The sequence below is a fragment of the Actinacidiphila paucisporea genome (assembly GCF_900142575.1).
Taxonomy (GTDB): domain Bacteria; phylum Actinomycetota; class Actinomycetes; order Streptomycetales; family Streptomycetaceae; genus Actinacidiphila; species Actinacidiphila paucisporea.
Genome location: NZ_FRBI01000003.1, coordinates 359,494 through 372,998, shown reverse-complemented (window position 1 = coordinate 372,998; position 13,505 = coordinate 359,494). Strand labels below are relative to the sequence as shown.

At 68.9% G+C, this 13,505-nt stretch carries 15 protein-coding genes, 1 tRNA gene and 1 other RNA gene; 6 read left to right on the top strand and 11 right to left on the bottom strand.

What is annotated here, in order from left to right; translation table 11 throughout:
- Window positions 1–60: 60 nt before the first annotated feature.
- The 6 genes from BUE44_RS07765 to ffs form a co-directional block, all read right to left on the bottom strand.
- Window positions 61–1,419, bottom strand: a complete 1,359-nt coding sequence (locus BUE44_RS07765; RefSeq protein ID WP_073495192.1) for an aspartate kinase — start codon at window positions 1,417–1,419, stop codon at window positions 61–63.
- Window positions 1,420–1,624: 205 nt separating this feature from the next.
- Entirely contained in the window at window positions 1,625–2,329 is a 705-nt protein-coding gene (locus tag BUE44_RS07760) for a DUF5063 domain-containing protein (RefSeq protein WP_079189554.1), read from the bottom strand.
- Entirely contained in the window at window positions 2,322–2,921 is a 600-nt protein-coding gene (gene recR, locus BUE44_RS07755; RefSeq protein WP_073495190.1) for a recombination mediator RecR, read from the bottom strand. Before recR ends, BUE44_RS07760 begins: the two co-directional genes overlap by 8 nt.
- Before the next feature lie 36 nt (window positions 2,922–2,957).
- A complete protein-coding gene (locus tag BUE44_RS07750) occupies window positions 2,958–3,290 on the bottom strand; it encodes a YbaB/EbfC family nucleoid-associated protein (RefSeq protein WP_073495188.1) in 333 nt (110 codons plus the stop codon).
- Between the two features lie 244 nt (window positions 3,291–3,534).
- Window positions 3,535–5,745 carry a DNA polymerase III subunit gamma and tau gene (locus BUE44_RS07745; protein WP_073495186.1) on the bottom strand — a complete coding sequence of 737 codons (2,211 nt, stop codon included), beginning with the start codon at window positions 5,743–5,745 and terminating at the stop codon, window positions 3,535–3,537.
- 44 nt (window positions 5,746–5,789) lie between these two features.
- An RNA gene (gene ffs, locus BUE44_RS07740) (signal recognition particle sRNA small type) lies at window positions 5,790–5,886 on the bottom strand.
- 73 nt (window positions 5,887–5,959) lie between these two features.
- Here ffs and BUE44_RS07735 point away from each other — a divergent pair.
- A tRNA-Ser gene (locus BUE44_RS07735) sits at window positions 5,960–6,047 on the top strand.
- Window positions 6,048–6,221: 174 nt separating this feature from the next.
- Here BUE44_RS07735 and BUE44_RS37790 read toward each other — a convergent pair.
- The 5 genes from BUE44_RS37790 to BUE44_RS07710 form a co-directional block, all read right to left on the bottom strand.
- Window positions 6,222–7,103: a hypothetical protein gene (locus tag BUE44_RS37790; protein WP_073495184.1), complete on the bottom strand. Its 882-nt coding sequence runs from the start codon at window positions 7,101–7,103 to the stop codon at window positions 6,222–6,224.
- Window positions 7,103–8,380, bottom strand: a complete 1,278-nt coding sequence (locus BUE44_RS07725; protein ID WP_073495181.1) for a WXG100 family type VII secretion target — start codon at window positions 8,378–8,380, stop codon at window positions 7,103–7,105. Before BUE44_RS07725 ends, BUE44_RS37790 begins: the two co-directional genes overlap by 1 nt.
- Window positions 8,377–8,751: a hypothetical protein gene (locus BUE44_RS07720; RefSeq protein WP_073495179.1), complete on the bottom strand. Its 375-nt coding sequence runs from the start codon at window positions 8,749–8,751 to the stop codon at window positions 8,377–8,379. Before BUE44_RS07720 ends, BUE44_RS07725 begins: the two co-directional genes overlap by 4 nt.
- Before the next feature lie 530 nt (window positions 8,752–9,281).
- Window positions 9,282–10,100, bottom strand: coding sequence for a DUF6000 family protein (locus BUE44_RS38390; protein ID WP_235001959.1), 819 nt, complete (start codon window positions 10,098–10,100; stop codon window positions 9,282–9,284).
- A gap of 20 nt (window positions 10,101–10,120) precedes the next feature.
- Window positions 10,121–10,657, bottom strand: a complete 537-nt coding sequence (locus BUE44_RS07710) for an AAA family ATPase (protein WP_073495175.1) — start codon at window positions 10,655–10,657, stop codon at window positions 10,121–10,123.
- Between the two features lie 116 nt (window positions 10,658–10,773).
- Here BUE44_RS07710 and BUE44_RS07705 point away from each other — a divergent pair, with 116 nt between their 5' ends.
- The 5 genes from BUE44_RS07705 (at window position 10,774) to BUE44_RS07685 (ending at window position 13,420) form a co-directional block, all read left to right on the top strand.
- Window positions 10,774–11,235 (top strand): prevent-host-death family protein, encoded by a 462-nt coding sequence (locus BUE44_RS07705; protein WP_073495172.1) that lies wholly within the window; start codon window positions 10,774–10,776, stop codon window positions 11,233–11,235.
- Window positions 11,232–11,588, top strand: a complete 357-nt coding sequence (locus BUE44_RS07700; protein ID WP_073495170.1) for a hypothetical protein — start codon at window positions 11,232–11,234, stop codon at window positions 11,586–11,588. Before BUE44_RS07705 ends, BUE44_RS07700 begins: the two co-directional genes overlap by 4 nt.
- A gap of 447 nt (window positions 11,589–12,035) precedes the next feature.
- Window positions 12,036–12,533 (top strand): HAD domain-containing protein, encoded by a 498-nt coding sequence (locus BUE44_RS07695; protein ID WP_073495167.1) that lies wholly within the window; start codon window positions 12,036–12,038, stop codon window positions 12,531–12,533.
- Window positions 12,534–12,704: 171 nt separating this feature from the next.
- A complete protein-coding gene (locus tag BUE44_RS07690; RefSeq protein ID WP_073495459.1) occupies window positions 12,705–13,091 on the top strand; it encodes a type II toxin-antitoxin system RelE/ParE family toxin in 387 nt (128 codons plus the stop codon).
- Complete coding sequence (locus BUE44_RS07685; protein WP_073495165.1) at window positions 13,088–13,420, top strand: helix-turn-helix domain-containing protein; 333 nt, start codon at window positions 13,088–13,090, stop codon at window positions 13,418–13,420. The genes BUE44_RS07690 and BUE44_RS07685 overlap by 4 nt, the downstream gene beginning before the upstream one ends.
- Window positions 13,421–13,505 lie beyond the last annotated feature (85 nt).

Here is a 13,505-nt window from a genome sequence, read left to right as displayed (position 1 = left end):
GCCCGGAATTAGTTCCTGGATTAACGCGCGAAGTCAGCGCACCGGAGTCAGAATCGGAGGTCAGCGCCCGGTGCCGCCGTAGACGACCGCCTCGTCGCTGTCGCTGTCGAGGCCGAAAGCCGAGTGCACGGCCTGCACCGCCGGATTCACGTCGTCCGCCCGGGTGACCACCGAGATGCGGATCTCCGAGGTCGAGATCAGCTCGATGTTCACCCCGGCGTTGGACAGCGCCTCGAAGAACGTCGCCGTGACCCCGGGGTTGGTCTTCATCCCGGCCCCGACCAGCGAGATCTTGCCGATCTGGTCGTCGTAGCGCAGCGAGTCGAAAGCGATCACCTTCTGCGCCCTGGTGAGCGCCTCCATCGCCTTGTGCCCCTCGGACTTCGGCAGCGTGAAGGAGATGTCGGTGAGCGCGGTGGCCGCGGCCGACACGTTCTGCACGATCATGTCGATGTTGATCTCGGCGTCCGCGACGGCCCGGAAGATCGTCGCGGCCTCGCCGGGCTTGTCCGGCACCCCGACGACGGTGATCTTCGCCTCGGACGTGTCGTGCGAGACGCCGGAGATGATCGCCTGCTCCACTGGGCTGTCTCCTTGCGATGCGGATTCCGATGCGGACTGCGATGCGGGGTGCGATGCGGGGTGCGGCGCGAGCCGCGATGTGAGCTGCGCCAGGCCTGCCGGCCGCTCGCTGCTGACCCAGGTGCCCGGAAGCCCGGAGAACGACGAGCGCACGTGGATCGGGATGTTGTAGCGCCGCGCGTATTCCACACAGCGGTGCAGCAGCACCTTCGAACCGGAGCTGGCCAGCTCCAGCATGTCCTCGAAGGCGATCCAGTCCATCTTGCGGGCCTTCTTCACCACCCGCGGGTCCGCGGTGAAGACCCCGTCGACGTCGGTGTAGATCTCGCACACCTCGGCGTCGAGCGCCGCGGCCAGCGCGACCGCCGTGGTGTCCGAGCCGCCCCGCCCGAGCGTGGTGATGTCCTTCTTGTCCTGCGACACGCCCTGGAAGCCGGCGACGATCGCGATGTTGCCCTCGTCGAGCGCGGTACGGATCCGGCCCGGCGTCACGTCGATGATCCGCGCCTTGTTGTGCACCGAGTCGGTGATCACACCGGCCTGGCTGCCGGTGAACGACTGCGCCTCGTGGCCGAGGTTTTTGATCGCCATCGCCAGCAGCGCCATGGAGATCCGCTCTCCGGCGGTCAGCAGCATGTCGAACTCGCGACCCGCTGGGATCGGCGAGACCTGCTCCGCGAGATCGATCAGCTCGTCCGTCGTGTCGCCCATCGCCGACACCACGACGACGACCTGGTGGCCGCCCTTCTTGGTGTCCACGATCCTGCGGGCGACGCGCTTGATGCCTTCGGCATCGGCGACGGAGGAGCCGCCGTACTTCTGCACGACAAGGCCCACGTGCGCTCCTCGCTCAGGGGTGAATCGGTCGGCCCAGTTTAACGAGCAGGTCCGATCTGCCCGGCACGTATCGCATGGTGAGATATGCCGCTCAAGGGATGGCCGGCAGCGGGGGCGGAGTCAGCCGCCGTGCGGCAGCCGGGACGGACGTGCGGCAGCCAGGACGGAGCAGCAGCCACCGGGAAGGGGCAGCGGCAGCTCGGCTTCACTGCGCGGGGCGCAGCCCCAACGTCCCCAGCTCGGCCTCCATGACCTTGCCGGCCTCCTCGGCCAGCTCGTCGTCGTCGTCCGGGTCGCCACCGGTGTCCAGGCCGTCCAGCTCGTCCAGCGGGCTGTCCAGCCGTACGTGCGCGACCAGCGACTGCAGCGCCCGCAGGCTCGCGCTCGCCGTGGAACCCCAGTTGGACAGGTAGGAGAACTGCCACCACCACAGCGCCTCGGAGACCCGCCCCGCCGTGAAGTGCGTCATCCCGTGCATCAGGTCCGCCACCACGTCGGCCATGTCGTCCGAGATCCGGCACGCCACCGGCGTCGACCTCGGCACGTACGGGTCGAAGACCTCGGAGTAGACGTCGATCGGCTCCAGCAGCGCCGCCAGCCGCTGCCGCAGGTCGTCCTCGTCGGGCTCGGGGCCCGCGTCCGGCTCGTAACGCTCGTCGGGCACGAAGTCCTCGTGCGCGCCGAGCCGCCCGCCGGCCAGCAGCAACTGCGAGACCTCCAGCAGCAAGTACGGCACCGCGCTGTCCGGGTCGTCGCCCTTGGCGATCTCGCGGATCGCGACGATGAAGCTCTCGACCTGGTCGGCGATCTGGACGGCGAACTCGTCCGGCTCCTGCGGGACGAACGGCTCGGCCTGCGGCGGCCCTGCCGCGCCGGCTCCCGCGCTCTTCTTCACCACGGTGTCAGACATCGAGCAACCGCCTCCCTTCGAAGGCCCGCCCCAGCGTGACCTCGTCCGCGTATTCCAAGTCGCCACCCACGGGCAGGCCGCTGGCCAGGCGCGTCACGCGCAGCCCCATGGGTTTCACCGTCCGGGCGAGATACGTCGCTGTGGCCTCGCCCTCCAGATTGGGGTCCGTCGCCAGGATCAGCTCGGTGACGGTGCCGTCGGCCAGCCTGCGGAGCAATTCCGCGATCCGCAGATCGTCGGGGCCGACACCGTCGATCGGGCTGATCGCCCCGCCCAGCACGTGGTATTTCCCGCGGAATTCGCGGGTCCGCTCGATCGCGACCACGTCCTTGGGCTCCTCGACCACGCAGATCACCGCCGGGTCGCGGCGCGGATCGCGGCACACCCGGCACAACTCGTCCTGCGCGACATTGCCGCACACCTTGCAGAAGCGGACCTTCGCCTTCACCTCGGCCAGCACGTGCGCGAGACGGCGTACGTCCGCCGGGTCGGCCTGCAGGATGTGGAAGGCGATGCGCTGCGCGCTCTTGGGACCCACGCCGGGCAGCCTGCCCAGTTCGTCGATCAGGTCCTGCACCACGCCTTCGTACACGCCGGCACGCCTTCCAGGAGTGAGAGAGGGATCAGGTCAGAACAGGCCCGGCAGACCGCCGCCGAGCCCCTGGGTGAGCGGGCCGAGCTTGCGCTGCTGCAGTTCCTGTGCCGCGTCGGTCGCATTGTGGACGGCGGCGACCACCAGGTCGGCCAGCGTCTCGGTGTCGTCCGGATCCGCGGCCTTCGGGTCGATCACCAGCGCCCGCAGCTCGCCTGCGCCGGACACCGTCGCCTTCACCAGGCCACCGCCCGCCGAGCCCTCGACCTCGGTCTCGGCCAGCTCCTGCTGGGCCGCGGCCAGGTCCTGCTGCATCTTCTGCGCCTGCTGGAGCAGCGCCTGCATATTCGGCTGACCACCGGGAATCACGGTTCGCTCCTGCCCTCGCGTCTGCTTCGTCGTACTGCTGCCGCGCCGGCTGTCGTGCCGGCTCTTCCATCCGTGCCGCCGTGGCTCGGCCACCGCTTTTTTCACTGACACGCCGAGCCTACGTGCTCGTACGGCGGTGCGCCCTACGCCGTACGGAGGATCGCTGCGGCGCGGACTCCACCCGGAGTAGCGCACTGGTGAGCCGCAAGGATTACCCCGCCGGACCAGTCCGCATCATCGCAGGTCAGTCGTGCTGGATCTCCTCGATCACGGTCGCGCCCAGCTCGCGGATGAACAGATCGTGACCGCTGAGCGCCGAATCGACGAGGTCGGGGTCGTCGTCCTCGGGGATGTCGTCCTCGATCGGCGGCGGCGTCTCGTCGGTATACCGCCGCGGCGGTTCCGGCGGCGGGGCGGCGGCGGGCGCGGACCTGGGCCCGGGGGGCATCGTGGCGGTCGCGGTGCCGCCGCCGCCCTGCCCGATCGTGCCGTTCTGCCCGCCGTGTCCGCCCTGGCCGGCGTTGCGGCTCTGCGGGGCGGCCTGGGCCATGGCCTGGGTGACGGCCTGCGCGGAGCCGTACGCGTCCGGGCTCGCCGCGCCGCCGCCGTACGCCTGGGGCGCGGCCGGGGCCTGCGGCGGCGCGGGCGGCCGCGAGGAGCCGCCTCCCCCGCCGCCTCCGAAGCCGCCGCCACCCGTAGCCGGTCCGCCCCCGGACGGGTCGACGATGGCCTCGATGCGCCACTGCACGCCGAGCGCGTCGTTGATCGCCTGCTTGAGTACGTCCTCGCTGCCGCTGTTGGTGAAGCTGTTGCGGGCGCCGGGGTTGTCGAAGCCGACCTGCAGGGTCTCGCCGTCGAAGCCGGAGACCTGGGCGTTGTTGAACAGCAGCATCCAGGTCAGCCGCCGCCGGTTCTTGACGGCGTCCAGGATCTGCGGCCACATCTGCCGCACCCGCGAGGGGTCACCGCTCCCGCCGGCCGCCCCCTGAGCGGGCGCCTGGGCCTGAGCCGGTGCCTGCTGTTGGGTTGGGGCCGCGGCTGGGGCCGGGTTCTGCGGTGCGGAGGTCGGCCAGGCTCCCGGCCTGGCGGGCGCCTGCGGCGGTACGGGGTCGGGTGCGCGTACGGGCTCGGCTACGGGCTCCGGTGCGGGGGCGGGCGCGGGCTCCGGCGCGGCGCGGACCGGCCCGGGCGGCGGCGTACGTACCGTGGCGGCGGCCCGGGCGGCGGCGGCCCCGCTGCTGACGTCACCGGCCGTACCACCGACGGGAGCGGCGACGGCGGCTCCGCCCACGCCCCCGAAGCCGCCCCGTTCCAGCCGTTCCAGCCGGGCCTGGAGCGAACGCTCGTCGTCGTACGCGGCGGGCAGCAGCACGCGGGCGCAGATCAGCTCCAGCTGAAGGCGCGGCGAGGTCGCCCCGCGCATCTCCGTCAGCCCGGTGTTGACGATGTCGGCGGCGCGGCTCAGCTCGGCGGCCCCGAAGACCGACGCCTGGGCGCGCATGCGCTCCACCACGTCGCGGGGCGCGTCGATCAGGCCCTTGTCCACGGCGTCCGGCACGGCGGCCAGGATGACCAGGTCGCGGAGCCGTTCCAGCAGGTCGGCCACGAAGCGGCGCGGGTCGTGCCCGCCCTCGATGACCCGGTCCACCATCCCGAAGACCGCGGCGCCGTCCCCGGCGGCGAAGCCGTCCACGACGTCGTCGAGCAGCGTCGCGTCCGTATAGCCGAGCAGGGCGGTGGCCATGGCGTATGTCACACCGTCCGCCGCCGCCCCGGCCAGCAGTTGGTCCATCACCGACATCGAGTCCCGCACGGAACCGGCGCCGGCCCGCACTACCAGCGGATACACCCCGTCCTGGACGGGGATGGACTCCCGCTGGCACACCTCCGCGAGGTAGTCGCGCAACGTCCCCGGCGGCACCAGCCGGAACGGATAGTGGTGCGTACGCGACCGGATCGTTCCGATGACCTTCTCGGGTTCGGTCGTGGCGAAGATGAACTTCAGATGCTCCGGCGGCTCCTCGACCACCTTGAGCAGGGCGTTGAACCCCGCGGAGGTGACCATGTGAGCTTCATCGATGATGTAGATCTTGTACCGGCTGCCCGCGGGCCCGAAGAACGCCTTCTCCCGCAGGTCACGTGCGTCGTCGACACCACCGTGGGAGGCGGCGTCGATCTCGATCACGTCGATCGACCCCGGCCCGTTCCTGGCCAGGTCGCGGCAGGACTGGCACTCCCCGCAGGGCGTCGGCGTCGGGCCTTGCTCGCAGTTCAGACAGCGGGCCAGGATCCGCGCACTGGTCGTCTTCCCGCACCCGCGCGGCCCGCTGAACAGGTACGCATGATTGACCCGGTTGTTCCGCAGCGCCTGCTGCAACGGGTCAGTGACATGCTCCTGCCCGATGACCTCGGCGAAGGTCTCGGGACGATAGCGGCGGTACAGAGCGAGGGACACGCCACCGAGCCTAACCGCGCCCACCGACACCCGGCCCCCACCCACGCAAAGACCCCCCACGCACCCGCCAGAGCCCACCTACCCTTGCTGCCTTCCGGCCCTGGGGGAGTTCAGCGAGATAGCGCCACGTGAGGGGCTGCCGCCCACCTTACCCGATCCCCCCGACCCCGATCGAGTTCGCTACCACCCCCCCGCGTCTTGTACTGTTTGCGGCGGAGGATTCGCCTAGTGGCCTAGGGCGCACGCTTGGAAAGCGTGTTGGGGGCAACCCCTCACGAGTTCGAATCTCGTATCCTCCGCCAGTGCCTCACCGGGCACGAACGTTGTTGGCCCCCGCCGCTCGCGGCGGGGGCCAACAACGTTCGTGGCCTCACCCTGTATGGATCTGCAGCCCACCGCTGACCGGGGCGCAAGCCGTTGTCCGTCCACCTCCACGACGGCTACGGGCCTCTGCCATGTCGGGTTGCGCCGTGGGGCTACCAGGGGAGGGGGTCGGGGCGGCGGTCCCACCACCAGGCTGCGTCGTGCGGGTCGGGGACGTCCAGTCCCTGGGTCCTGAGGTCCAGGTACCAGGCGGGATCGGGGACGGTCAGCTTGATGAACTCCCGGTCCACCAGGTCCACCGCGGCCTCCAGCAACTCGGCCGCCTGCTGTGGAAGCTGCTGTTGCAGGTCCTCCAGCTCGTCCCGTGCTATGAGGTTCTGCGCGTAGAGATCCGCCGGGTACCAACCCGCGGGAGCCCAGTGGTCCGTCATCGTCTGTACGAGCTGTTCCCACGCCCCCAGGTTCGCTGCGGCCATCCAGTACAACGAGCCGGATTCGTCGGTTCGACCCGTCCCCAATGCGTTCAGAGACGTCGCGAAGCGGTCGCTGACCGGCGTCGGTTTCTCCTGGTCGTGCACGATCTCGGGAAGTCGGATGACCTGGGCGTTCGGGAGGTCGGCAACAGGTGATTCGACAGCATCGACCCGGTAGGCGGGCGTCTCCTCGTCCGGATCGAGCAGCCGGGCCCGGGTGACCGTACCGTCGGCGGCCGCGAGCCAGTACGCGCTCGGTCGGATCGACTCCGCCGGGTAGAGGACCGAGCGGCCGAGCACCCGCGCGAGCGCAGCCGCCAGTTCCGCCTCACTCGGCTGCGGCTGAACGCTGTCCTGGGCGTAGACATCCAGAGACGTCCTCACGTCGCCCCGGACCGCGTGAGTCCCGCAGAGCACCGGCGCGTCCCAGTTCCGCGCGTCCTGATCGGCGTTCTCGTCGGCCACGTCGACATCACGGATGGCCACTCGGAAGCACTCGGCAAGTGCTGCGGCTACAGCACCGTCGCTCAGGGACTCGGTGACGAGCAGGTTGTAGGTCATCAGTACGTCCCATCATAAACTGCCTGGGCTTTCTGGATAGCTTCCGGATTGTTGATGAAGCGTGGATTCTTTACGAAAGCCTGCACGGATTCGGCATTTCCCTTAGCCTTGGATATTTGCTGGAGAGCTGCGTACTCGTTCCGATCGAGTTCGACGATACCCGGACCATTGACGGGATATAACCTACCCGTCGGTTCAACCCTATAGGTGCGTCCGTTGATTTCGTAGAGCATGGTCTTCTTGTCGTATTTCGCCTGCCCTGCGGCGATGTCGGCGACGTCCTGATTCACTTGCTGCTCGTACCCACGCAGGATCACGCTGTTTTTCGGCTTGACCTCGCCCGACGCCGCACCGGAAACGGTGTGTCGTGAGTTCGGTGGCAGCAGTGATTTTCCTCCCGCTGTCCCTTCAACCGAGTCGGATGCGGGCCAAGGACCCCTGCCAGGTCCGGCGCCGCCCGCCCCGGTTCGCATCAGCATCCCGAGGTCGTCGAGAGAGGCTGCGGGGCCGCTGGGGAGGGCCAGGCCGGGTTGGAAGTCCGGGAGGTGGAGGCTGTCGAGCAGGCCTTGCAGGCCGCCGTTCTGGGCGACGGTTTTGATCGTGCTGCCGGCCGCGCCGACTCCGCCGCCGAAGACGGCCCCGTAGAGCGCGGCGTCGGTCGCTTCGTCGAGGTGGAGGCCGCTGCTCTGGCCGGTGGCCATCGCGATGGGTTGGGTGACGGCGAGGTCGACGGTGATCGATTCGACGCCGGCGATGGCGGCGGTGGTCAGTGTGGTGGCGATGATCGTGGCGACCTCGGTGGAGAGGGCCACGCCCAGGGTGGCGGACAGGTCCAGGACCTCGGCGGTGGCAGCCGCTGCGGCGGCTTCGGTGAGTCCTGCGGTGAAGAAGGCGAGGGCGGTCCCGGCGACGATGGTGGCGCCGACGATGTCCAGCTTGTGCTCCAGCTGCTTCACCGCGCTGTGGACGCTGTCGGCGTACTGGTCGAGGGCGGTGGCCAGGTCGCGGGCGCCGTCGATCATGTCCTGGAGCCAGCCGCGGTTGCCGTAGTAGTAGCGGCGCCAGAACGGGTCGTCGAAGGCGGAGATCGCCTTGCCGGTGTTGTTCTCGATCAGGGTGCGGGCTGAGGTGTTCGCTGCGGCGGCGAGTGTCTCGACGTCGTCGGCGAAGGTCCGCCATGCGGTGGCCGCGTCCCGCAGGCCGCCCTCGTCGGCGTCCGGCCACCACATGCCGGTCAGTTTCATGACGATCTTCTTGGCCTCGTCGGCGACGCTCACTGCAGGCCGCCCCCCGCGGAGTGCGGGGGAGGTTCCGGCTTCGGCCCGTTCTTGCTGAACATCGTGCGGATGAGTGCCTCGTTGCCTATGTGGCCGTCCGCCATGTCGGCCATGGCGTCGTGGATGCTGGCCAGGCCGAGGGCCAGGATCTCGGCCGCCATCGTCATGCTGGTGACGTTCGGCACGTACTGGTCCTCGAACTGCTTGCCCCGGTCGTCGCCGCCCCATGGCGAACCGGCCGCGGCAAGGCCCCCCTGGAGCTTGGCCAGGGCTGTCGCCAGGTCCGAGCTGTGCGTCAGGAACTGCGGTGCGCTCGTCTGCAGGTCAACGAGCTTGATGTCGAGTATCTGGTCGTCGTCGGCGTCGCCCATACGTGATCCACCCCCATGGCTCAGCGATTTCCCCAGAGCACCAGCTGATCAACAGCTGTTGCCTCCTGCCACTTTGGTGGAGGTCGGGCGGATTCCGGACAGGAACCGCGACAAGTGGAAAGGGAATGGCCTGAACAGCGGCATCGCTGGCTTGTGTTCAGCGACGCGCGGTCTGGCGCAGGGCTTGCGGACGGTAATGGCCGTCACATTTCCGCCTGCCCGTCGCCCAGGGCGGAAGCCGGCCCGGCGCCCCCACACCCTCGGTCTCAGCTCTGGTCTCATTCAGCCGCGTCCGGGACCGTCCACCACCCGCCTGGGTGCTCGCTCGGCCGCAGGTCAGAACGTCTCTGCTCCCTCGTGTACGGCATCGTGACCCGTTGGAACGCGTGTTGGGGGCAACCCCTCACGAGTTCGAATCTCGTATCCTCCGCCAGTGCCTCACCGGGCACGACGTCGATGGCCCCCGCTGCTCGCACGGAAACCCTCGGCACCCGCCGACGGTCAGGCGTGGCCCGCCGACCGTCGGCCTCCTACTGGAACGGGGGTTGCCACCACCCCCGCCATCCGGAGGAGTAGACCCCGTCCCGTACGAACCGCTCTCGGGAATCGGGTTTGCCGCCTTCCATGAGGAGAACCAGCTGCTCGAACTCGTGCCGCGTCTTCTTCAGGTCCTGCTCTCCTGGGCCGGCCCACCGCTCCCAGGCGCCGTCGGCGCCGAGGAATTCCTGCGCCCGCGCAGTGCCCAGCCGGTCGTCCAGGTAGAGCAGTGCGGCCAGCGACCAGACCTGTCCGTCGGCCTCGGCTTCGGGGGTGAGCGCCTTACGCAGGTAGGCCGTGAGCAGTTGGGCGTCTTGTTCACCACCGAGGCATGCCAGCGCCAGAGCGAGATCTGCCAAGTCAGCGCTTGAATCGGCGTAGAGGAATCGGGCCAATTGGTCGCGCAGATCGGTGCGGCGCCCGGCCGCGATGAGCCAGGAGGCCGTGGTGGCCTCCCGCCATCCCATGCCCAGCAACTCCTCCAACTCGCGAGTGCTGATCCTGCGTGCGTCCCGTTGCAGGCGCCACTGGAAGACGCGTTGCCTTGAACGGGGTAGCAAAAGCGCCAACCCGGTGGACACGTACCGGTATCGGCCACCCGCCTTGACGTACTTCCGGCGCAGCCTGACCTCTCTTCTCAGCCGTCGATTTCGGGTGAGCAACGGCTGAGCGAGGTCCCGCCATGAGTACCCGATCCGCGCGATGAGGCTCCACACCCCCGCAGGATCCCAGCTTCGGGCGCCGGGTGGCACCAGATGCAGCTGGATTGGTGCGGTCAGGCACGCCCCACTGTCACGCGCAGTCCCCTCCATCGGTGTTCGGCGAGTGGTGATCAGAGGTCCCTGGCGGCCGCACCTGCCAGACCGGATTCGGCCAGGATGCGGTCGATGGATTGCGGCAGGGAGCTGTCGGGGCCGATGACCGTTTCGACGCGGCCGGGCAGAAGATCCATCTCCCGGTACCAGCCGCGCATCTCGGCTTCCCCGTACTCGTCCGCCTGCGGCTTGTCGGCGTGCCGGGCGAGGGTTTCCGCGAAGGGGACATGTAGGTAGTAGGCGTACGTCGCGCCTCGGTGATCGGCCATGAGGCGGGCGAGCATCTCGCCGTAGTGGTCGGCGTACAGGATGCCCTCGACGACGACGTGGTACCCGGCATCGAGCGCGTAGCGGGCGACGGTGCTGATCAGGCCGATGTTCGCCGCGCCCGGTCGGTCGCGCTCACGCAGGACGGTCCGGCGCAGGTTGTCCTGGCCGACCACGGCCAGACCGCGACCGAGCCTCGCGCGGAGCCCGGCCGCCACGGTCGACTTCCCAGAAGCGCTGTTGCCGCGGAGTAGGACCAGGACGGTCTCCTGCGTGCCCACTGTCATGACGGTCACGCTATCGAGGCCCCTGGCACCCGTCGACGCCGTTTCGCGGGGCCGCCAGGGGGGCGCAGGCACGGTCTCCCTTGACTTCGGAATGTGTTCCGAAGTAGTCTCGACCCATGTCCAATCTGACCGTTTCGTTCTCCGATCTGTCGAAGAACTCCAAGCGGGTCGCCGACGCCGTCGAGCGTGCCCAGCGCGTTCACGTGACGCGTCGGGACGGCGAGGATCTGTACCTCACCACCGAGCGCCATGACCGTCAGCGCGAGGAGACCGCCGACGTCACTGCGCGGCTGTTCGCGGCCCTGATCAGCAGCGACGAAGGTGCCCGCGCGATTCTGCTCGCCCTGCCCGAGGTCTTCCCGTGGACCCGGCACCTGTCGACGGAGGAGGTTCGCGACTTCGTCGTCGACCTGGTGAACGCAACCCATGACGCCGCGGAACTGGACGTGCACACCAACCTGCACCGAGTCATCGTCGAGTGGCGTGCCACCGCCCGGATTCTCGCGGACCCCGAACTTACGGCGCAGCTGACCGCCCCGCTCCCGGACGAGGACCACGGCGAGGTACCTGCTCCATGAGCCCCAAACGCGGCGACGACGTTCCGCCACCGCCGATCGGCAGCGAATGGCGCCTCCGATTCGCCACGAACGATGCAGCCAAAGGCTGGGGAGACCTGTGCACGGAGGCTCCGGGTAACACCCGGCGCTGCTACGAGGCTCTGCGCGCCGACCCGGCCTCCATAAAGGACCCCGACCGGCAGCACCGACTCCGCGGACGACTGAGCACCGCCACCCTGGGTGGCACGGAATACCCGCAATGGGAGTACGAAGTCACGGCCGGCGGTCGCGTCCGCTATCTCATCGACCAACCCCGCCGGACCGTGCATCTCGTCTACGCCTCCACCCGGCACCCCAAGGACACCGACAGCTGAACCCGTCGCATCGCACGCGAGCGAACAGGTTTCGACCCGAGCGGCGACGCCCGGCGCGCGCTGAACGGGCTTATCTCGGGGACGGCAGTGCGCTCTGGCCGCCGGCCAGGAGGAATCTGCGAAGTCCGGTCTCAGTTCTGGTCTCATTCTGCTGCGTCCGGGGCCGTTCACGGGCTGCCCGGTCACCTGTTCCGTCCCAGGTCGGAACACCCCCACCCCCTGCAGGACCCCCAGGTGACCCGTTGGAAAGCGTGTTGGGGGCAACCCCTCACGAGTTCGAATCTCGTATCCTCCGCCAGTGCCTCACCGGGCAGGACGTTGTTGGCCCCCGCAGTTTGCTGCGGGGGCCAACAACGTTTCGTGGTTGCGCCAGCGGCGCGGCCGTGTAGGGGCAGGCGGTCGTCGGTCCGCTTCCGGGTCGGCCTGTGCCGCCCGTACGGTGCAGATGTGACCTTGCCCCTGCTCTTTCTTGACGTCGACGGACCGCTCATCCCGTTCGGCGGGACGCGGGAGCAGTACCCGGACGGTTATCCGACGTACGTGTCGCAGGAGGCTGGCGCGAATCCGCTGCTGGCCAGGGTCGACCCGGCACTCGGCCCCAAGTTGCTGGCTCTTCCGTGCGACTTGGTGTGGGCCACCACATGGGAGTCCGAGGCCAACGACTGCCTCGCGCCGCTCCTGGGCCTGCCGCCGCTCCCCGTGGTGACCTGGCCGGAGCCGTCCGATGAGCCCGAGCCGGCCGGTTTGCACTGGAAGACCCGCACGCTCCTCGACTGGGCAGTCGGGCGCCCCTTTGCCTGGTTCGATGACGAGATCACCAAAGTCGACCGCGCCTGGGCCGAGGTTCATCACCCCGCCCCCACCCTCCTGCACCGCGTCGACCGCCGCCACGGCCTCACCGCCGCGGACTTCGCCGCACTCGACGCGTGGCTGCAGGCGGAGTAGTCGTCCTCGGGAGCTTTTCGTGTGCAAGCCGATGAGGAGGATGGGCCTGAGCTCGCTCGTGTCCGTCGCCTGCGGCATGTCGCTGGGCGGCATCCGGTCGATGTCGGTTGATGTGCTGGCCGGCCGCATCCCTGCTTGCCCATACATTTGGCTATCTATATAGTCAGCTATATAAGCGATGGTTGGGAGATCGAGATCGAACCGGAAGTCCGGCGCTGGCTGGACACCCTCTCCGATCGCGACTTTCTCGTAGCCGAGCATGCGGCTGAACGTCTGCTCGACGCGCCCACCACCCTCTCCGAGCCCTACGCCCGATACCTGGGCGACGGGTTACGGGAACTGCGATTCAGCCTCGGCCACGACGGCAACGCCGTCCGTTTGACCTATTGGCTCGCTCCCGAGCGTCGGATCGTGTTGCTGACCGTGTTCCGCAAGACGCGGATGCGGGAGGATGCGGAAGTGGACCGTGCCAAGCAGGCCAGGAAGGCGTGCGAAGCCGAGCGCCACAGCGCGCACGACGAGTTCTCTCGCGACGTCACGAAAGGAGAAGGCCCGTGAACCACGCCCAGTGGAAGCTCGCCCGCGAGCGGAAGGCCACGGAAGGCTACGCCGAACCTCCCGAAGTGGAAGCGACGCGCACGGAGATCCGTATGGCCTTCGACCTCGGGCAAGCGGTGTACGACCGCCGGACCGAACTGGGAATCTCCCAGACCGAACTTGCCAGACGAGCCCGCATGACGCAGCCCCAGGTGTCCAAGCTCGAACTCGGTGGCACCGTCCCCACCCTTCCCCTGCTCGCCCGGCTCGCCGGCGCACTCGACGCGTCGCTCAACATCGCCCTCGACGGTGACACCTCCTCTGTCGCCTTCATCCCCCACGCCGCGTGAGGGCCACTGGTCCCAGTTCTGGTCTCGTTCAGCTCCGTCCGACGGCGTTCGGAACCCGGACCACCACCTGATTCATCGCAGGTCA

Coding starts and splice junctions, on each gene's coding strand:
- BUE44_RS37790 (WP_073495184.1), bottom strand. CDS start 7,103: ATGACCTACAACCTGCTCGTCACCGAGTCCCTGAGCGACGGTGCTGTA.
- BUE44_RS07760 (WP_079189554.1), bottom strand. CDS start 2,329: ATGTCTGACACCGTGGTGAAGAAGAGCGCGGGAGCCGGCGCGGCAGGG.
- BUE44_RS07710 (WP_073495175.1), bottom strand. CDS start 10,657: ATGACAGTGGGCACGCAGGAGACCGTCCTGGTCCTACTCCGCGGCAAC.
- BUE44_RS38390 (WP_235001959.1), bottom strand. CDS start 10,100: ATGGAGGGGACTGCGCGTGACAGTGGGGCGTGCCTGACCGCACCAATC.
- BUE44_RS07700 (WP_073495170.1), top strand. CDS start 11,232: ATGAGCCCCAAACGCGGCGACGACGTTCCGCCACCGCCGATCGGCAGC.
- BUE44_RS07720 (WP_073495179.1), bottom strand. CDS start 8,751: ATGGGCGACGCCGACGACGACCAGATACTCGACATCAAGCTCGTTGAC.
- BUE44_RS07705 (WP_073495172.1), top strand. CDS start 10,774: ATGTCCAATCTGACCGTTTCGTTCTCCGATCTGTCGAAGAACTCCAAG.